We start from the raw sequence: 21,546 nt of genomic DNA, 5'->3' as shown, positions 1-21,546 counted from the left end.
TGCTAGCGTTCGTATGACTATCTCAACTAACCAGTTTTAAGTGAATGCCATAAAATCTGCTAAACATTGCTGTAATAGTGCTTGCTTTGCAAGGTAAAGGTGATGAACACAATTAATATAAACGTGCTAAAATGACTATAAGATATAGCTCAGGTTACTTGGCTATATCTTATAGTAAGCATCAAGGTATTAATTTACAGATTGAACTGATGGTTAGTGAAATAACTCAAGATTAATGCATAGTATTAGATTGAATAAGATTCAATCACTATCTTTAGCAATACATACAAGTGTAAGCCAACATTAAATATAAATTGCAGTTCTTTATACATGTATCACTATCTAAAATAGTATTACTATGTTATGAGGAACTTTAAGTAAGACAGTAAACATACTAATATTATTTAATGTTGTATCTTCAACGAAAGCGACAACATCCATAGCAGTATATAAAGTAGTAATGATGTCAATAAGCTGAAGTAACTACATAAAGACCGTTTATTAATTAGACCGTTGTTACATCTTTCTTTAATCTTGATCTCAGCGATACGCTGTATACGTATTTTAAGATTTATGAGTTTAATGTTTTCTGAAATATTTGGTAGTTCTTCCATTCGAACTGCTTTATAATCCTGGCACTCGATAGGAGTTAGTCATGTCTGATACACGTCATTCGCGAGTGATTATTCTGGGTTCTGGCCCTGCAGGTTATAGTGCTGCTGTCTACGCTGCTCGAGCAAACCTTCAGCCGCTGCTGATTACCGGTACACAGGTAGGTGGTCAGTTAACCACTACTACTGAAATCGATAACTGGCCTGGCGATGTTTATGGTCTTACTGGCCCAGCGTTAATGGGGCGCATGAAAGAACATGCGGAACGCTTTAAAACTGAGATTGTTTTCGATCATATTCATAAAGTCAATTTTTCGAATCAACCTTATAAATTGATCGGCGATATCAGTGTTTATACCTGTGATGCGTTAATTATAACCACTGGTGCTAGTGCTAGTTATCTTGGCCTTCCCTCAGAAGAAGCATTTATGGGTAAAGGCGTATCTGCTTGTGCAACATGTGATGGTTTCTTCTATCGCAACAAGCCTGTTGCTGTAGTTGGTGGTGGCAATACTGCTGTTGAAGAGGCGCTATACCTAGCTAATATCGCTAGTACAGTGACATTGGTTCACCGCCGTGAAACTTTTCGTACTGAGAAACTTCTTCGCGATAAGCTGTACGCGCGTGTTTCTGAGGGCAAGATCATTCTTAAGCTGAATGCGACTCTAAATGAAGTCTTGGGCGATAGTATTGGTGTGACTGGTATTCGTTTAAAAAACAACCATGGCAGTTATGATGAATTAAAAGTTGATGGCGTTTTCATTGCAATCGGCCATACTCCTAACACTTCATTGTTCGAAGGTATACTGGACATTAAAGATGGTTACCTAGTTGTACAGGGCGGCTTTCAAGGTAACGCTACTCAGACTAATATTAAAGGCATATTTGCCGCCGGTGACGTAGCTGACCATGTTTATCGTCAAGCCATCACTTCTGCTGCCACTGGTTGTATGGCAGCTTTAGATGCTGAGCGTTATCTTGATAGTTTAAATAACGCTTTTTTCTAATCCAGTCAATCAAAAATCTGTTATCAGCAGATTTTTTTATTGACTAAATGAGTTTTATTTTTAACTCTCAGTTTCTAATTTATAAGCTAAGCAACAAATGCTACAAAAGATAAACTATGCGTCATGAATACGCAAATATTGGCAGTGATTACTGTCCTTCAGTGTATCTACTAACGAACGATCATGTTCATAAACGCCAGCAGTACTTATTTGCTATTGAAACCGTTAAGCAGTGCTAAGACTTCAAGCTTTATACAGCCTTTGTTCTAGCCTAGTGTACAGTAGATTGCGGTTGGTAGTTATCACCACCATATATAAATGTGAGAGTATCAGTAAAAATATATTTTTCTTTAGAAAAACCGATATACAGTATGCTCAGGTTAGTTGTGAGAGATTTTTTTGTAGTGAGTATTGCTGTATTGGTTAGTGATGTCTAATGTGTAGTATTCAATTTTCCACTTAGTCAGATACAGTATGCTATATTTACTTCGCTAGCATAATTGAGAATCAGTTCAATGTTTCATTCCTCAGCCTTGACATGCATGCCAATTGGATAGACAGTTACGGTAAAAGCACGAGAGACTATTAAGTTAATATTCTTATACATCTTTACATTTGTCTAAATATGCTAATAGCTATAAATATCTGCTTTGACGTCAAGGCGTTCTTAATTATTTATGAGGCCTATGTCATTCTTGGAGTTAATAGCTATTGTGATAATACTCAAAACTAATTCGGCCAAGCAAAGCGCGCAATGATTTATTTGCTTATACTGCAGTATATAGTACTAATCTATTTGCTTACTATTAAATTTATTAGTTTCTTGGTTGTACTCTATACTGAATGAAGCAGATTACCTCTATCTTAGCTAGATCAGCCATGATAATTTATGTGAATACTTTGAGCGCGTGCTTAATCTCATGATTAAGCATAACTTCTTGAGTCGCAAATATAATAATAAGTACATTGTGTATATAGAAATCTAGATTTAATTGAAGTTTATAAAAGTATATAGTTAAGATTTTTTATCTATATATGAGTTTTACTTTATTAAATATGTAGTATGACTACTTTTTCCATTCAATTAGTTACAGTTATTTTAGGCAAGCAGTATTCTCCTTGCGGCAGGCATAGAGTATTATCGAAGTTTTCCTACAGCTATAAGTGTCACATATATGTGAATATAGCGCGCTAATTGCAATATATCAGCGCATTGCGAGTTTAATTAGTTAGTCGTAGTTCACTTTTACAGCCTAGCTAGAGGCGCTATGTAAGGTGAATTACTTGCAAAGTATGCAAGATCTTGTATTGATGCAGCAAAAAGTAATCTTGAATGAATTATTAATTAATAGCGCAATATAACACATTGTGACTCAAGCAACTGTAAAAGTCAGTGGTTAAATGTTGACTTTTGTGCCACCATGCCGTTAATTCTTAACAGCATTATATAGCTAGACTACAGACAACTATTAAGGTAGCAGGAATGAGTAATATTAGTATTACTTCTAAATATTTATTAGTTTGAGTTAAGTATACTGCGTACTTAAGGTAGCACCTTAGTCAGATCATCACCTGAAAACAAGTAAGAAGGCTTACTATTTTGAAGAAAGATACCAATGACATTGGTCTGATAGCTCAATTCTTAAAAGAATAAGCTTAAAAGTATCAAAATAAATTTATAATACATAAAATTGTCTGATTTGAGATTGTCTAAAATCATTGTTTATATTTGCAAGGCTACGTTGGTCTATGTCTTGAACTGAGATACGCTTCTTCAAATCCATAAAGTTTTGAGAATGAGATTTATAAATAAGTTATTTTAAGTGCCTTAAGTCGTATCATAGGCAAATTATAGCCATTGCGTACTAAAAAAGCTGGCACTATTTTTAGTGAAGCGCTTACATGTTTAGACCGTCACTATTTTAGTTCCATTGAGTACAATATAACTATGATAAAGATCATTGCTCGTACCAGTCAATAGATTAAAGCGTTTGCCACCAAGCGTGATAGCTCTAATGAGAGCTAAAATTCTTAGTGGCAAACGCGGTTTATGTAAACTATTAATAGATTTGACGATCTTCACTTGCGGCACCTTAACACTCTAGCTTTTAATGATTATCAGTTCAATCTGGTGCCTCTAACACACCACAATGCTTCTATGAAGCTATCGTTTATTACTATCATGGTTAGTTTAGTCAAACCATTTAGTGCTTTATCTATAATATTTTCTGCGCATGCATACTACAAACATATGCGATTAGCCATTTAGTGTTACCCTTAGATCTCTCGCTGTTTCTCGTGAGCGCTGTTACAAACTAAGCCAGAGATTTGATCTAGTGGTATAATTATCATTATATTCTTAACCACTAAAATTATTTATCTTTCTAGTAAGTTGGTATAACTTAACACTACTAGCTTACTGTAGTTAGTAATTGTTAACTATAAAACTGGAGTAGACGTGTAGTTTATATAACAATAAACAAAGTAGGACTCAGCAATAATCGCCGTTATACACTAGCTTGGCTATCCTAAATTTATATCATGGCATATCAAGATATGCCATATGTTGCATATGTAATTAACTTATTATATCGCTGTTCGCGGCACTAAGGAGAGTAGAATTACTGCGTGTGATAGAGATTGTGCGCTAGAATGCATATTCTCTTGTTGAGTGATAGCAAATCAGATATCAGTGTTGCTTGAGTACCCCAAATATTAGTTATGTAGCACCTTGCCAGTTGATTTGATTGATGCTTAACGTATAATACTAGCTATCACTAAGTGGCTAGTAGCCAGAATGTGACTGGCAAGTTGCGCTAGAGCATATTTTGCTAGCTGAAAAGTAAGAAGTAGCCGTGAGTTTATTCCATTATTCCAGTTTAGATGATTTATTACTACTAGTAATATGGTATTGTCGTTGTTATTGCTACATAAATAGCGCGGTGATGAGTTGATGCTTATCTATGCGCAACTAATGTAGTCATTAGTTGCGCATGTCTACTTATCGTGTGCTTTAGGTAGGTTAGTATATCCGTCAGGTATCTTACTCAATTTTAACCTGTAGTTCACTGTAGAAAATAGCATGATTTATTTGGTTGTTAGTAGTCCACCACATATATTTATCAAGTGGTATTTGAATAGTTATTCCGGGCACTTTAGTGAGCATTTCTAGATGCTTGGCAAGCGTTATTAATGCATGCCAAGCTGGTTGTATTAGACATAAGTTAAGCCATTAAGCAGCGAATCGCTATGCTTGAACTAGACATATTATTTATTGGTATTTAAGGCTTTACTAAAACTAGATCATGCACCATTGTTACAGTAACACGATCTACTGTACTTAGCTGCTGCTAGCTAGACATCTATCATTTCTTGGTTGTATCAAAGATAGCACCGAATTAACCACTGGAAATTACATGCTGGGTGTTGTGTTATTTTTTTGTGAGTAATAAGCCAGGTATGTACAGCTTCAACTAAGTTGGCATTCATTTTGTGTCAGAAATACTCTGATACGTTATCTGTAACATATTTGGTAGTAATGATTGCTATATCGAAATTGATGACTCTAGAATAGCGTCGTCTTGATAGTTATTTAAGTATATATCTTAATTGGCACTGAAGTAGTATTGTATGATGAAATGTTTATGTAGTAGTCCTGGTCAATGTGATAAAAGGCTATTCCTGCTATCGCAGCTAGCGGAGGAGAACGACGAGATTATTAGTGGTTAGTTTAAACTCAGATAGATAATGTTATAATTTTGGTGGCTGTTATAGTGAACAAATTGGTGTGAAGTTAGTGCTGATCATGGGTGAGAAGGTAGCGGCATGACATCAATACTGTTAATGCTTGAAGATGCCTTTATGATTAAGCACATAGTGTATTTGATCTGCTGTCTACGTAATGGTGGCATGCATCTAATCATCAGTCATACAAGCGCTTTTACTGCTACACCAAGGATGGTAGTCTGATCTAGGTGGGCAGTCTAGGCTTACTTAACTGCAAGTAATACGTGCTGTAGTTGCTCAAAGAGTTTGACTTAGGTGCTTACTTGATACTAGAGAAATAGGCGTACTATAAACTTTTTTAGTATGGCTGTAGCACTAGAATAACACTGAGTCTATATTAATGTGGGCAAGAATAATTTCTATAGTTTATCTTAGCCTAATGTTCAAGTTGAGCTTTTTGTGATGCACTTTATGCATCTATAATAGAATAAATGCTTGAATGAATTCGTTGTTAACATTATTCTGTTTCAATTATCTCCCCTGTAGTAAACAGGTTACTATCAAGTAAAACACCATAATTAAGCAAAGGGAAACGAGAATAAGCGACAAATTACGCTTAAGTAGTGAAAAGTGCTTTCTGGTATTGCTGAGCGTAAAATACTTTGATTTAATTAGTGGTGCGTTATATATTTAAGTAGTACTTGCCTCGGCGGCTTACTAGTTGTTTATACTACAAACGCTATGGATTGTTGTTAATTGGTGTTGTTGCCTTTATAAGTAAATGCTATTCGATACAAAAGCCAAGCTACCTTTTTGAAGCTTTGGTAGTGCTAAGCACTATGCATGATGCTGTTGTAGCTAGTTATGTGCATATACCAGCTCTTACTAATAAACAGTAACTACGGCATATATATACTCCAATCAATTATTAATGAATAACTTGTGACTAAAGTATTTTACCTTGGTTTCTAAATCACTGATTTTGTATGTATTCTATATCCCACAGACCTTCAGTCTTGCATTGGTTGAATAGGTGTTTATAGCGTTCATAATAGTAGTGATCTTATTACTATGGGATGGTTATTTATTGTAATTATTAATGCAAAGTTAACGTTAGTTTACTGAAATATCGCAGCTCTTTATTATTGAGTGGGCTAAGTGTCTCTCGTATCGCTTATGTAATATAATAAACATTACTTAGTTCAAGACATTTCGTGACGTTTAAATATCTTTTGATGGAGATTCAGATTTTTTTGTGCACTACTATAAGAAGTGCGTCAAAGAACATTGCTTATACTAAATTATGCAGTAATTTTTCAGTTTTATTGAAAATAAAATGCGATAATATCGTTAATATTTGTATGATAGTGTTTAATTATTACTTAAAGCAATAGAAATTATTGCTGTATAGAACATGTATACATAACTAGCTATACTATAATCGTTTGCGTTAGAGTCTAGTACTGCCAAATTTTGGTATGAGAATAGTGAATGAAATAAATTGATCACTTTATTTGACTCTAGGCCACGATAGCCGTTCAGGTTTGCGTATAGATGAAACTTGCTTTTATAATATTTTATAACTATATAAATTTTATAACTATAAAATTAAATAAAAAATTTTTTGTGGTTTAGCGAAATCATACAGTATATGACTATTGCAAGTTATGCTCTTGTTTAGTTGACAAAGCCAACTTTTAGCAGAGTAAAGTGATTAGCAATCGAAATCTAACTGCATTCTGCAGGCTGTCTTATTTAGAGATCGTAAGATGAGTAAAAATAAGTACCAGAGATTACTAAGCTTCTTACCATTGCTTGGCATGTTACCAACATTAGAAGGCTGTAAGTGGACATTGCTTGATCCAAAAGGACAAGTCGGCCTAGATGAACAAAACTTAATCATCACCGCTACCCTGATGATGCTGTTGGTCGTGATCCCCGTAATTATCATGACGTTCGCTTTTGCTTGGAAATACCGCGCGTCGAACACCAGCGCTATTTACGCGCCAAAGTGGTCGCACTCCACTAAAATTGAAATTACAGTGTGGCTAGTGCCAATTCTCATCATCATTGCTTTAGGTAGTATAACCTATAAGTCTACTCACGCATTAGACCCATATCACTCATTGGAATCTAATGTCACGCCGGTCAATATTGAAGTAGTTGCGTTGGACTGGAAGTGGCTATTTATCTACCCAGACTTAGGTATCGCCACTATCAACGAAATACAGTTTCCAGAGCATACGCCACTGAACTTCAAGATTACATCTGATACTGTGATGAACTCATTCTTTATCCCTGCTTTAGGGAGCCAGATTTACGCGATGGCAGGCATGCAGACAAATCTGCACTTGATCGCAAACAAGAAAGCTGAGATGGACGGTATCTCTGCCAACTATAGTGGCGCTGGCTTTGCTGGTATGAAATTCAAGGCGATCTCGACCAGCCAGGAAGATTTTATTGCCTGGGTAGCCAAAGTAAAGGCTGCACCTAAACTGCTTGATCAAGATGAATATGACACACTTGCTAAACAAAGCCAGAACAATTCAGTAGCTCTGTATTCTAAGTACATGCCTAACTTGTTTCAGAAAATCATTAGCAAGTACGTAGGTATGAAGCCAGGAAAGCAGATTCAACACGAAAAAAGTAGTTGTGGTTGAAGATTCAAGCACTGGTTTATATTTAACTACCGGGGTAAAGGAGTAAGTGATGTTTGGTATACTGAGTTGGGATGCAGTCCCGTTCCATGAGCCAATCGTAATGGTAACTATCGCTATGATTGTGCTGGGTGGTCTAGTACTATTAGCAGGTATTACTTACTTTAAGAAGTGGACTTACTTATGGACTGAGTGGTTGACTTCTGTCGATCACAAGAAAATCGGCATAATGTACATTATCGTTGCTATGGTCATGTTGCTGCGTGGCTTTGCTGACGCAATCATGATGCGTACACAGTTAGCGATGGCTACTGGGGGTTCGCCAGGATATCTGTCTACTGAACACTATGACCAGATCTTTACTGCTCACGGTGTGATTATGATTATTTTCATGGCGATGCCATTTTTTACCGGTTTAATGAACCTTGCCTTGCCGCTGCAGATTAGTGCGCGTGACGTTGCCTACCCATTCATGAACTCTTTAAGTTTTTGGTTGCTGGTTTCAGGTGTTCTATTAATTAATATTTCTCTAGGCGTAGGTGAATTTGCTAAGACAGGTTGGGTTGCTTATCCGCCATTATCTGGTATTCAGCATAGTCCTGGTGTTGGTGTAGACTACTATATTTGGGCATTACAATTATCAGGGCTAGGGACAACACTGACGGGGATAAACTTCCTGGCTACCGTTCTAAAAATGCGCGCCAATGGCATGAAACTGATGGATATGCCAATTTTTACCTGGACATGCACATGGGCAAACGTACTTATTGTAGCTTCGTTTCCAATTCTAGCTGCTACCATGGCAATGCTATCGCTTGATCGTTATCTGGATTTTCACATTTTTACTAACGAACTTGGTGGCAATCCAATGATGTACGTGAACCTGTTCTGGGCATGGGGTCACCCTGAGGTATATATCTTAATTTTACCGGCGTTCGGTATCTTTTCTGAAGTAATAGCGACCTTTACTGGTAAGCGTTTATTTGGTCACTACTCAATGATCTATGCCTCCGGCGTAATTTCAGTATTGGGCTTTATAGTTTGGCTCCACCACTTCTTCACTATGGGTTCCGGGGCCAGTGTTAATGCTTTTTTTGGTTTAGCAACCATGCTTATTTCCATCCCGACAGGTGTAAAACTATTTAATTGGCTATTTACTATCTATCATGGACGTCTACGTATTACTAGCCAGGTTTTATGGACCCTAGGATTTATAGTAACTTTCGCTATTGGTGGCATGACCGGTGTGCTGCTTGCCATTCCGGGTGCTAATTTTGTATTACACAACAGCCTTTTCGTAGTCGCTCACTTCCACAATGTAATCATCGGTGGTGCTGTATTTGGTTATATAGCTGGTTTCAGTTTTTATTTCCCGAAGGCATTTAGCTTTAAGTTGCACGAAGGTTGGGGTAAAGCTGCATTCTTTTTTTGGATTTCAGGTTTTTTTGTTGCATTTATGCCACTTTACGCTCTGGGCTTAATGGGTATGACTCGTCGCCTGAGTTTTACCACTAACTTTGAGTGGGTGCCATATTTATACGTCTCGATGTTTGGTGCGGTGCTGATTGCTATGGGTATCTTCTGTCAGTTTATTCAGCTATATGTCAGCGTGTGCAGTCGCAAGCAAAATATGTGCGAATCAGGCGACCCATGGAATGGTCACACCATGGAATGGTCGACATCGTCACCACCGCCGTTCTACAACTTCGCTGTGATCCCTACCGTAAATACGATCGATGCCTTTACCGAAGCAAAGGAAAATGGTACTGCATATCAGCAACCTGAGGGCTACAAGCCAATTCATATGCCAAACAACACTGCCACTGGTGTGGTTATGGGCGGTCTGTTGACTGTGTTTACCTTTGCGATGATCTGGCATATCTGGTGGCTAGCAATTATAGGTTTAGTAGGTACTGTTAGTTACTTCATAATTCATGCTGCTCGTAATGATCAAGGTTATATAGTGCCAGTTGAAACAATTGAGCGTATCGAAGCCGAGCAATACGCTCGCTTAGTAGCCGAAAAGACAATTCCGGTTAATTGTATAAAATTTCATTAAGGCAAGCCTAAATAATGTCAAGCTTAGTTACCAAGTTTAGCAATACTTATGCAGGTTCTCATCACCGCGATCATGGGTCAACGACTATTTTTGGTTTTTGGCTTTACCTGATGACCGATTGTATCTTGTTTGCGTCAATCTTTGCAGTGTATGCAGTATTGGTAAATAATATAGCTGATGGTCCATCTGGCCGTGATATTTTTGAGTTGCCTTACGTTCTCGGCGAAACAGCCATGCTGTTATTTAGTTCGATTATTTACGGTTTAGCCATGTTAGCTTTTGATAGAGGTAACAAGAAAAGTGTGTTGGGCTGGTTAGCATTAACCTTTTTGTTGGGCTTAGGCTTTATCACTATGGAGATCAAGGAGTTTTACCTGTTGATTTCTGAGGGCTACGGCCCACATTGTTCTGGATTCCTATCCGCGTTTTTCACGCTATTAGGTACCCATGGTCTACACATAACTGCCGGCTTACTGTGGATGGCGGTGATGATATATCAAGTCAATAAACATGGCTTGACTAACACTAATAATACTCGTCTAAGCTGCCTTAGCCTATTTTGGCATTTCCTAGATGTGATTTGGATCTGCATATTCACGATTGTCTATTTGATGGGAGCTATGTAATGGTTAATTCTTGCTCCTATAATTATAATGCAAGCCACGGTAGTATAGTATCTTATACTATCGGCTGCGTCTTATCTGTAATTCTGACCCTGGTTCCGTTCTGTTTGGTGATCTACCCAACTTTATCGAAGTTAAGCACCTTAATAATTATTCTAGTGTGTGCAGTGATCCAAGTTATGGTGCACCTATTATACTTCCTGCACTTGGATAACACTAAGGGTCAGCGAGATAACTTAATTGCATTAATATTTACAAGCTTGGTGATTTTACTGATGGTCGGGTTGTCGATATGGATTATGTTTAGCATGCATACGTTTATGATGGCAAAGTGAGGTAAGATCTAGTGCCGCTTAAGCATTTTATTCAAATCACTAAACCTGGGATCATTTTTAGTAATGTGCTTTCTGTGGCAGGCGGTTTTTTTCTGGCTTCTAAGGGACATGTAGATCTGGCTATCTTTCTGGCTGTGATGATAGGCACTTCTCTAGTAGTAGCTTCCGGTTGTGTCTTCAATAACTATATTGACCGTGATATCGACTTGAAGATGGAGCGCACCAAGAATCGTGCATTGGTCCATGGTCTTCTCTCCATGAAGTTAGTGCTAACCTATGCAACTGTCCTTGGTATTGTTGGTATAATGCTGCTATACATAGCAGCCAACCTATTAGCGGCACTGTTTGCCTTAATTGGTTTTGTCATCTATGTCTGCCTTTATAGTTTGTACCTTAAGCGTAAATCAGTTCATGGTACGCTTGCTGGCAGTCTATCAGGGGCAATGCCGCCAGTCATTGGCTATGTGGCTGTGACGAATCACTTCGATATAGCCGCGCTGGTATTGATGGTGATGTTTAGCCTGTGGCAGATGCCACACTCTTATGCTATCGCCATCTTTCATTTTAATGACTATTTAGCCGCATCAATTCCAGTTCTGCCAGTTAAACGTGGTATTCAGGTAACTAAAAAATATATTTTGCTTTATATTTTTGGCTTCCTTATGGCAACCTTAATGTTGACCTTTAGTGGTTATACTAGCATAAATTATCTTGTCGCTGCTGCAACCATGGGAACGTACTGGTTATATATAGCTTGGACTGGCTACAAGGCGGCTGACGATACCATCTGGGCACGCAAGTTATTTGTATTCTCAATTTTCACTATCACCACGCTTAGCGTGATGATGTCTCTAGACTTCCAAATTCCTAAAGAGCTGCTGTTGACCTACGAACATTAAATAGCACGCAATAAAAGCCGCGCCTCTTGCGCCGGTAGTTTTTATTGCGTGCTATTTAAGCTAAAAGTTAAATTTTACGAATGCAGGAAGTATGGCGATGAACAAAAAAGCCGTTATTGTATTCAGTGGTGGACAGGACTCGACTACCTGTTTAATCCAGGCTCTGGATATTTATGATGAAGTGCATTGTATAACTTTCGATTATCGTCAGCGTAATATAGCGGAAATTGAGGTTGCGCAAAATCTTACCAAACAACTTGGCGTCACTGTTCATAAAATAATAGATATATTCTCGCTTAGCGAATTGGCGAGTAGCAGTCTAACTTGTAATTGTATTCCCATACCGACGACCATGTACAGCTCGGTTGCAAGCTTTCCTAACACTTTTGTCCCTGGGCGTAATATTTTATTTCTAACCATGGCGTCGATCTATGCTTACCAGGTAAATATCAAAACAGTTATTACCGGCGTGTGCGAAACTGACTTCTCAGGTTATCCTGATTGCCGTGCTGAGTTTATTAAAGCTTTGAATAAAGCGCTTGTACTAGGCATGGAATACAAGCTGCGCTTAGATACCCCGTTAATGTGGCTAACCAAGGCGGAGACCTGGGCGTTAGCTGATTCTTACCAACAGTTAGATCTAGTCCAATACAAGACCTTGACTTGCTACAATGGCATTATCGGCAGTGGTTGTGGTAACTGTAACGCTTGCAACCTGCGTACGCGTGGCCTCAATGATTATTTACAGAACAGTATTGATGTTATGCATAACCTCAAACAGAAATTAGAAATGAGCTAAATTAAATAGCTAAATTTTATTTTTTATGTGTACTAAATTTGTCAATCATCTATAAGAAGAAGCCATATAATTGGCGTCATTTATCAGTCTATTTTCGAGTTCAGTATTACCAGCTCTTGCTATAACGCCAGCGTTAGATAGTTGCCAGCCAATCTTGTAAAATTAATTACTCCTATGCTGTGCTTATGAAGTATTACTATAAGCTGGTGAGTTGTAGAAGTGATCAGGTCCTGTACAAAGTTGATCTTTAATAATCGTTACAAGCACAATATACTTGCCGTATTTATCGAAGGTCTTCAAATGAACATATAGTATATTTATAAGTTTAAATAGCAAGCATAGCACCATGACATTAACTAAGTTAATCTGTTAAATATTTACGCATAAACCTAAAGATGGTACACCTGGTAGTATAGAAAGTTGCCTTTGATATCTCTAATACTTAGAACTTATGTAAGCTTGATTAAGGATTGCGATAATTTATCGGTATTGTGCGCTCTCTAGAAAGTCTATTGTATAGATTAACGGTCAGTTATTTAGCGTTATCAGAACAGTTGATAGTATTTATTATTGATAATGTTGTAGCTTTTTAATTTTATTCAGATGCCACTGTGATGACTGAAAAATATATAAAGTTGCTGCTAGAGTATAAAGCGTAGCATCAACCCTAAGTTACGTGATAAAACTGTCACTTATTTCAAAGACTGAAATTTACCTGCAAAACGCGGTCAAACAACTGCTTTATGATAAATATGAAATAACTAGCTCTGCAGGTTATTGAGAAGCTTGACTAATATAGCGCGTCAATTGCTAGTGGGTATCAAACTAGCTAAAGTTAAAGTTAGTGAAGGTATAAAATAAATGAATATATAATACTCTTTTATAAGATTTTTGTAATAGCTGTTAAAGCTATGCAGATTAAGTATATGCTAGTCTGGCTTTTTTTGCAATAAAGACATTGAGGCATATAAAGTCACAATGCAGTGATGCTGTTGTAAAAAAAATCAACTACCACACATTTATTTATGTGATTTTACTTCTGTATGGATGTCGTACCTAGTAAGTGTAGTCTGCTTTTGCAGCGCAATGATCACACTCTTACGGTTTAATAAACGCTTAACGTTAGAGTTGATCTAGAAGTTTTTGACTTAAAGCGATAGCTTATCGCCATCACTTATACAGTTAACATACAAGCAACTATAACATATCATCGTTAGATAGCTCAGAGCGCTTTACGTGCATCATAATGATTATTTTTATACAGTCTACATTATTAATGATAAATATGTCGACTGTGTTCTTGGTCCATATAGTCTTGTTTATACCGACGTTTGGATTGCTAATGGCTAATGAGTTTGTTCATGCTTTATCTTCGTCAAAGAAACATGGGCTTGACGGCGACCAGTGCGCAACTAGCATGCTTAGTTGTTTTCTTTAAATGTATAAAATATGTCTAACGCGATCTTTTAATAATTTTAGCTATTAGTACATACTGTGAAAGATTTGTAGTATTTTGATACAAATCTAAAATTACATAATGATTACAAACTTTTAGGCAGATTTTTATAATAAGAATCTGCAAATTCTACCGCTGCATTAATAAGTAATACAAAACATTATAAATTTTAGCGTCCCTAAAAGGCATTAGGTAATGGCAGCATATTGCTTTCATTATGACACAAGGTAATCAGCGATCCTTTGTAACCACATACGTTTGCCATTAAAAAAATCAAAGGTAAGTACCGATATATTAAGCTTTATTTAATAAGCTTCAGGCGCCACAAACATCGTCGACAATATTACTAGAACTAGTAAAAATATCAACGATTAATGATTTTAATGTTTATTAAAGAATGTCTTGATGCTAAAGTAACAACTTTACAGAAGTGTGCTCTGTAAGATATTTAGCATAGAGTTGCTGACGTGTAGTGTAGTAAGTACTAATAGTCATTAACATCTTACCAACTTACTAAATAAGTTAATATTAACCAATATCAGCACTAAGTGCTATAAAACAAATCTTGAGATGTCGATGCTGAATGAATCAAGAAAAATAATAAATCATCCACACTATGTGGATCACCTGACACCAAGTTATTAAAAGATTGATGCGATAGTATTCAACTATATTAATTCCTGCTAAGGATGTACGCGTTTGTCCAACGCTACTATTGCGTACTACTTTAACCGATGTCGAATGCGATCAATACGTTACGTAACTCAGCGATTGTATCGCTTGTTATACTATTACACAAGGTAAGGTTATAGCTATTATGTTAAAAATAAGTACCGTGATGACTAAATCTTTTCGAGCAACATCACACTAAACCATGAGACAGGTATCACTGCCTATATTTTCTGGCAGTTCGATAAAATGATATTCGAACGTGTGATGCTAGCTTGTATAAAATTTCAACTGACAATGCTGTATCTAGTTTGTGCAAAACCAAGCGAATGCGGTATACGTGTCTTAGTATCCTTATTTGGTGTAAAACGTGGAACGAGTGCAGTACACTGAACCATTAAGCCGGATGCAGTCTATTTGTTCAATTAACGCTAGGCTTGCTACTGCTGATTACTGCCACAATATATTCAAGATCATAGTTATGAATGCGGTACTGGTGCCTGTACTCAAAATCGCATCTAAATTGTTTGCATGCGTAACAATTCTGTTTTCTCAAACAGTACCACTCTAGAGCAAACGCCAAGTCTAATTTAAAGTCTGCGAACTTTAGCTAATGATTTTTTATAATTTTTGATAAAAAAGTTGATAAATAGCCTTATTACATAAGGCTAACAGATTTACTATGCAGCAAAATATCGCGCGTAAAGCTGCAGATTAATAATGTATAGCGTAGACAAAATTTGTAGGTACAGCATTCTGTACTGATTTCATCGACAGTTTTTGCTTGCATCATGTTAGTATAGATAACAAAAAATATCCTTTATTTTTTATAACTTCAATAACAGTACATTAACGGTAGTTTTTATCAAAATACAGCTGAGAGTTAGCGCTTTATAAAGCATTTACTTCATGTATCATGACTATAATAAAAAACTGTTGATACTAGTAATCAATAAAGCCAACAACATCAACATTAACAGAATCATCAGTATACTTGGTGGTAAATGACCCAACCAATACTGCTATTTACTATTAAACAGCAAATGTGAGCAGGCATGTGTGCGCTTTGGTGCAGACTAAAGTCTGCCTCACGTGCTTTATAGTTCGATAAATTCTTACATTGTGCATACAGTTAGCTAGGCTGTATGCCTCCGACTTTATTGCAGTGGCTATCTATTCTGACGCATAGCACAGCCTGCCAACTATGATCTAGTGATTGCTGTTTACCGTATTCATCTAACTAACTATGGATAGTAGCTTCAAATCATGACATGTGATATGAATGTTTATTCCGCAGCTATAGCATTAAGATTGACAATCACTACACGCTACCCTTAGCATATTAACTAGTAACTACCCTGTAAACTGCGCTTAACTAATTATCGGTACACATATATAATTTACTGCAATATTAGCTTAACTTCATTGTTGGCACTATATAAACTCGCGCATATCATTAACAATTTAGTGTATTTGTGATCCAAACTTTAAGTATTTTGTGACCAAAAGTAGCAGCATAAAGCATAATATTTATTTAGTGAGCGCAGTAAAATGCGCTATTAATTACATTAATATATTGATCATTAATGTGTATAATTTTGTTTTTTTGTTTTGAAGACTAATTAAGATTAGTAGTGATCAAGCTAATGATTTAAGCTTTGATGGCTAAAAGCTATGGATTGATAAGATAAAATCTTAATATGTATTGAAGTGAATTTATAATTGAAACAAATGCAAATAATATTTAGTTAATAGTTCTAACGCTTGAGTGCTAGTTTATTAGCACCTCACTACATAGGTAGTGATTAATATAGTATGTATTATTATCAAAGAAGTTGAAATAAAATTAGGAGGGTAACCCCAGCAAGGGCTGTAACTAAATGCTTATGTTTTTTTATTTATGTGTAAGCTACATATGGCACTGCGGCATTAACGGGCTAACTATAAAAGATCGATTAGTTTATCGCTCAATTAAAGGTATCCAGAAATCTTTTTTAGACGATTTTTTAAAAATGGACATTATCAGCAATTGGATCTGTAATTAATTAATGACCCGTAAACTATTTAGAAATATGCCAGTAAGAGATTAATAGATACTATAACATAGTACTATGCTATAGATTAGAAGCTATGTATTGCAAAATTATAAAAAGTGCTAGATAGATTAAAGCTAATCAGCTATAATGTTATGTTATTTGATTTTGTTTACTTTTATGCTGAGTGACTTACTGTGTTAAAGTGACTGCCTCTGGTGTTCAGTACGCAACTCAAGAATCCACACCATACATTATGTTTTATTTATAATTTATAGGCATTTCACAGGTTTTTGTTATATAGAATTGTAATCGCTACTAGTTTTTTATTGCGATGCAATAGTTGCATATATAAATATTATTTATATTAGTGATAACTACCACACTTCACTAGTATCTTTCAGATATGACTATGCGAGCAGCCTAGCGCTATGTTAATTTATAGTAAGATCATAATGGTGTAAAATGAGTTCACTACACTACAATGAGTAGATTTTTAGTTTTTTATAAACATTTAGACTATAGTTAAAAAATTTTAGCATTTGATGAGTATTTTTCTATAGTAATAAATTCAGATTATTAATGTTTTATTACACACTTGAGCTTTATTTTTAATATTATTTAAGATAACTTCAGTTAGTCTTTATTAACCTAGCGAATAGACTCAAGAATCTAAATAACTATAAATGCTTGTTATATTTATGTATCCGTGTTACAATTAATATGTATAAGCATACATATGAGTATGCGTTTTCATCCAGCTTAGATATAATGTATCATGAAGATACTTTATTAATAAAACCCTTAGATCTATTACTTTACCTGTCTATAATAAGCTATTCAATCTCCATCGTTTTTATTCTGCGTTGATTTTAGTGTGTTCATTAGCAATATCCTTTAGTAGTTCTTTGAATTGCTGCACTAATTAAATAATTTTGATATTAAATGCAGCTATAAAAATAGCACTAATAGTTGTGTTTATCCATTGTATTATGTTTTAGATATAGCGAAGGTTGTAGTGGATGATGTAGTATATAAAATATTTTGTTAAATAGGATAATAGAAGATGATAGGCATCTATTACATTTAATGTATTTAGTAACAACATCCTTGGGATATCATTATCTTTGTACTTATTGATAAGGCTAGCAGGTGTCTAGAAATTATTTATGAAATTATCACTATCTTAGTCTTGCTAATAACTTTACGCTTCATCTTTCCAGTAACGAAAAGTTAATCTTTAGCTTTTCATTCAGATCCATTGCACTGAAAGTGAATTATACACTTGTCCGTGGATAAATGTTGTAGATAACATATTTACATATGTGTATGAGATATATATCTGTATATAAAATCTTATTTTTTTAATGTTAGACTAATAGCACTTAGCATACTAATTTAGTAACAATAACACACCATAATTATCTATTTAGTTAACCTAAAACCTCATTTGCTGAGTATAGCGCTAACTTCTTGGCTACGCATAATATCTCATATTTTACCTGACCTCTTAGATACGCACGGCTGGATTAATTTCGCTAGGCAGCAGTGCATTATATGTAGTATATATAGTCAGGTAAGCAATTAAGCCTAAATAATTGCTTATCCTTTCAAGTGCGGCTTTACACCAAAGACAATATGCACAAGTTATTTGTGATGCGGTGTACAACCAACCAACTAAAACTAAAATTAGCGGTAATATGTGTATTTCCGCTAACACTGCGTTGATCTAAGTGGCTCATAGTAGTTCGCTTATATAATTGTTGACTTGGAGTCTTACATAAAGTATTATGCAGTATGAGTGTTAACTGAATAATAACTATTATGACTGATTTTAGTCATGAGTTTTTTCTAGTTACTAGATTTAGTTAGCAAGTGGTGCATCACTAAGTTATGACTTTTAATTGCTATACAAGCAATTAAAAGTCATAGTGGTAGGCTTAGCGTTTAAAGAATAGCTTTAAAGCACTCCATGAGTGCTTTGAGTTGAAGTATTTATAACTTGCTAAAGTATCAAAACATAGTTTATGTTTCTTGCAAGCTATTGCAGTGATTAGCCAATCACTATATTAATAGTGCTTAATGTCGTGAGTATTTATATCACTCATTAAGTTTTAACTAAATTTTAGTTAAATTTTATTCTAGCGCATTAATCAACTTGTACGCCTTATGACTCATGCTGATATATGATCAAAGAATCCAATAAGGTATGACTTGCGACTTAGTTTTTATAAATTAGCTTGTGCGCATATTATTTACCATAAATGACAAATGTCTTTAGGTTTAAAGATCTTTTTAATAAAGATATTGCCCTGAGGGAGACTTGAACTCCCACTCTCTTCAGAAGCGGATTTTGAATCCGCCGCGTCTACCGGTTCCGCCATCAGGGCGCAATGATGGTTCATTCTAAAGATAAGATTGCTATTGGTCAATTATGTTTCACTGTCTTTTCAGTATCTTCGTTAGATTATTTCAAATTTTCTAGATAATTTTTTTACACTCGTTGATTTGCTGATTGCTTAGTAGTCCTTGTAGCTAAATATTATGCTAAGCGAATGCTAGCCTTAAAACTAGTCAGGCTATGCTATTGCAATTTTTTAAATTTACTGATTTTCTTGAGTATTTACGCTTAGGTAATTTTATTATTACTATAATAATTTAGTGTGCATGTTAAGCGATAAGATCACTGGTATTAAGCTAGAATTTTTTAGTACAGTCAGTGCTGTGAATTTTAGTTAGATAGCTAGCTTGTATTTATCTATATGCGTGTTTTAACAGGTCGGTATTTGAACATCAATTATAAGTTGCGAATGGATCAACAGGCGTGCTTTTATTGAACAAAGTAAGGCGTATAATGCTGTGTTTAAACCGTTTAAAAGCAACATCGATATCTTTATTTTTTAGGCCGGCTTGTTTTGTATAGTCGATTGCTTACTTATGTAACTTATGTTTAACGGAATCAATGTTGTTTATTCCGTTATTATTATTTGTCTTTGTCAAAAAAACTATGGCTACTTATTACGCTATCATTACTACAGAGTACTGTGTTTTAGCTATGACGATGTGATGGTTATTATCTGTCACCCTACGCTTATGGCTTCTAATACAGTTAGTCTTGAGGAATACATATGAGTCATATGTCATTTAAATTGTTAGCTGTAGATGGCAAGGCTCGTCGTGGTCGTCTAACTTTCCCGCGTGGCAATGTCGAAACCCCGGCTTTTATACCGGTGGGCACTTACGGTACTATAAAAGGCATACTGCCACGTGATATTGTTACGACTGGTACTGAGATAATTCTCAGCAATACCTTTCATCTGTGGCAGCGCCCAGGTACGGCAGTGATTAAGAGGCATGGTGACTTGCATGATTTCATGAAGTGGCAGGGCCCAATCCTGACTGACTCTGGCGGTTTCCAGGTATTTAGCCTGGGTGCAATTCGTAAAATTAAAGAGGAGTACGTGACTTTCATCTCGCCAGTGGACGGTTCTAAAGTGTTTATAAGTCCGGAAGAGTCAATGCAGGTTCAGCGTGACCTTGGATCTGACATCGTGATGATTTTTGATGAGTGCACAATGTACCCTGCAGATGAAGGTGTAGCGCGTATTTCCATGGAATTGTCACTGCGTTGGGCTCAGCGCTCGAAGAGCGCTCATGGCGACAATATAGCAGCGCTATTTGGTATCGTTCAGGGCGGCATGCACGAAAATTTGCGCAAGCTATCGCTGGAAGGTTTAGATAAGATTGGCTTTGACGGATTAGCCATCGGTGGTTTATCAGTAGGCGAACCAAAGCACGAAATGATCGCAGTACTTGATTATCTGCCCGGCCTAATGCCTGCTAACAAACCTCGTTACCTTATGGGCGTTGGCAAACCGGAAGACCTCGTAGAGGGTGTGCGCCGCGGTATAGACATGTTCGATTGTGTAATTCCAACCCGCAATGCTCGCAATGGATATCTGTTTATCGATACAGGCGTGCTGAGGATCCGTAATGCACTGCATCGTCATGATGATTCACTGTTAGATTCTAGCTGTGACTGTTACACCTGTCAAAACTTCTCACGTGCTTATCTGCATCATCTAAACAAGTGTGGGGAAATACTGGGCAGTATGTTAAATACTATCCATAATTTACGTTACTACCAAGTCCTGATGGCTAGCTTACGTGATGCTATTCAACAAGGTACATTGACTGCCATCGTTGCTGCTTTCTATGCTAAGCGCGGGCTCACTGTGCCGCCTTTAGACTAAGTTTGCCGATCTTAAGGTGCGCTACTTATAAATTGGAGTACTGAATGAGCTTTTTTATTTTTAATGTCATGGCTGACTCAGCTGTGCCTACTGTTGTCAGCTATATGGGTGGTGGTTTCGAGTGGATTTTTTTAGTTGGCTTCCTAATTATTTTTTACTTAATAATCTGGCGGCCACAGGCTAAGCGTGTTAAAGAGCAAAAAAAACTATTAGGTAGTTTACAAAAAGGTGATGAAGTTGTGACTACTAGCGGTATCGTTGGTAAGATCATTAAAATTTCTGATGATTTTGTAGTGCTAGAAGTCTCTAAGACTATAGAAATGAAGTTCCAGAAAAGTGCTATCGCCACCACTCTGATAAAGGGTACGCTTGAGGCAATCTAAGTAATAATTTTTACTAATCAACGTGGCGTGTAAGCC

General features: G+C 36.2%; 9 protein-coding genes and 1 tRNA gene. 9 read left to right on the top strand and 1 reads right to left on the bottom strand.

Going from position 1 to position 21,546, the window contains the following annotated elements:
* Nucleotides 1-655 precede the first annotated feature (655 nt).
* From trxB to queC, 7 genes are all read left to right on the top strand, one after another.
* Nucleotides 656-1,618 carry a thioredoxin-disulfide reductase gene (gene trxB / locus C3B55_RS04335; RefSeq protein WP_129211777.1) on the top strand — a complete coding sequence of 321 codons (963 nt, stop codon included), beginning with the start codon at nucleotides 656-658 and terminating at the stop codon, nucleotides 1,616-1,618.
* 5,495 nt (nucleotides 1,619-7,113) lie between these two features.
* On the top strand, nucleotides 7,114-8,004 hold the full coding sequence (gene cyoA / locus C3B55_RS04330; RefSeq protein ID WP_129211775.1) for a ubiquinol oxidase subunit II: 891 nt from the start codon (nucleotides 7,114-7,116) through the stop codon (nucleotides 8,002-8,004).
* Between the two features lie 49 nt (nucleotides 8,005-8,053).
* Nucleotides 8,054-10,060 carry a cytochrome o ubiquinol oxidase subunit I gene (gene cyoB / locus C3B55_RS04325; RefSeq protein ID WP_129211773.1) on the top strand — a complete coding sequence of 669 codons (2,007 nt, stop codon included), beginning with the start codon at nucleotides 8,054-8,056 and terminating at the stop codon, nucleotides 10,058-10,060.
* 14 nt (nucleotides 10,061-10,074) lie between these two features.
* Entirely contained in the window at nucleotides 10,075-10,686 is a 612-nt protein-coding gene (gene cyoC, locus C3B55_RS04320; RefSeq protein WP_129211771.1) for a cytochrome o ubiquinol oxidase subunit III, read from the top strand.
* Nucleotides 10,686-11,018 (top strand): cytochrome o ubiquinol oxidase subunit IV, encoded by a 333-nt coding sequence (cyoD, locus tag C3B55_RS04315; protein WP_129211769.1) that lies wholly within the window; start codon nucleotides 10,686-10,688, stop codon nucleotides 11,016-11,018. The genes cyoC and cyoD overlap by 1 nt, the downstream gene beginning before the upstream one ends.
* An 11-nt stretch (nucleotides 11,019-11,029) precedes the next feature.
* Nucleotides 11,030-11,917 (top strand): heme o synthase, encoded by an 888-nt coding sequence (cyoE, locus tag C3B55_RS04310; RefSeq protein ID WP_129211767.1) that lies wholly within the window; start codon nucleotides 11,030-11,032, stop codon nucleotides 11,915-11,917.
* A 97-nt stretch (nucleotides 11,918-12,014) separates the two neighbouring features.
* Entirely contained in the window at nucleotides 12,015-12,716 is a 702-nt protein-coding gene (gene queC, locus C3B55_RS04305; RefSeq protein WP_129211765.1) for a 7-cyano-7-deazaguanine synthase QueC, read from the top strand.
* Nucleotides 12,717-19,182: 6,466 nt separating this feature from the next.
* Here the strand turns inward: queC and C3B55_RS04300 are convergent.
* Nucleotides 19,183-19,264, bottom strand: a tRNA-Leu gene (locus tag C3B55_RS04300).
* 747 nt (nucleotides 19,265-20,011) lie between these two features.
* Between C3B55_RS04300 and tgt the strand changes: the two genes are divergently transcribed.
* Together tgt and yajC are read left to right on the top strand one after the other, a co-directional pair.
* Nucleotides 20,012-21,127 carry a tRNA guanosine(34) transglycosylase Tgt gene (gene tgt / locus C3B55_RS04295; RefSeq protein ID WP_129211763.1) on the top strand — a complete coding sequence of 372 codons (1,116 nt, stop codon included), beginning with the start codon at nucleotides 20,012-20,014 and terminating at the stop codon, nucleotides 21,125-21,127.
* Nucleotides 21,128-21,171: 44 nt separating this feature from the next.
* Nucleotides 21,172-21,510, top strand: coding sequence for a preprotein translocase subunit YajC (gene yajC, locus C3B55_RS04290; RefSeq protein WP_129211761.1), 339 nt, complete (start codon nucleotides 21,172-21,174; stop codon nucleotides 21,508-21,510).
* Nucleotides 21,511-21,546: the final 36 nt, after the last annotated feature.

The organism is Candidatus Pseudomonas adelgestsugas, assembly GCF_004124255.1.
Lineage (GTDB): Bacteria > Pseudomonadota > Gammaproteobacteria > Pseudomonadales > Pseudomonadaceae > Aquipseudomonas > Aquipseudomonas adelgestsugas.
The sequence above is the reverse complement of the archived record's forward strand: the minus strand, read 5'-3'. Positions and strand labels throughout refer to the sequence as shown.

Bases quoted from the DNA above. Each gene is read 5' to 3' on its own strand.
- trxB (WP_129211777.1), top strand. From the start codon at position 656: ATGTCTGATACACGTCATTCGCGAGTGATTATTCTGGGTTCTGGCCCT.
- cyoA (WP_129211775.1), top strand. From the start codon at position 7,114: ATGAGTAAAAATAAGTACCAGAGATTACTAAGCTTCTTACCATTGCTT.
- cyoB (WP_129211773.1), top strand. From the start codon at position 8,054: ATGTTTGGTATACTGAGTTGGGATGCAGTCCCGTTCCATGAGCCAATC.
- cyoC (WP_129211771.1), top strand. From the start codon at position 10,075: ATGTCAAGCTTAGTTACCAAGTTTAGCAATACTTATGCAGGTTCTCAT.
- cyoD (WP_129211769.1), top strand. From the start codon at position 10,686: ATGGTTAATTCTTGCTCCTATAATTATAATGCAAGCCACGGTAGTATA.
- queC (WP_129211765.1), top strand. From the start codon at position 12,015: ATGAACAAAAAAGCCGTTATTGTATTCAGTGGTGGACAGGACTCGACT.
- tgt (WP_129211763.1), top strand. From the start codon at position 20,012: ATGTCATTTAAATTGTTAGCTGTAGATGGCAAGGCTCGTCGTGGTCGT.
- yajC (WP_129211761.1), top strand. From the start codon at position 21,172: ATGAGCTTTTTTATTTTTAATGTCATGGCTGACTCAGCTGTGCCTACT.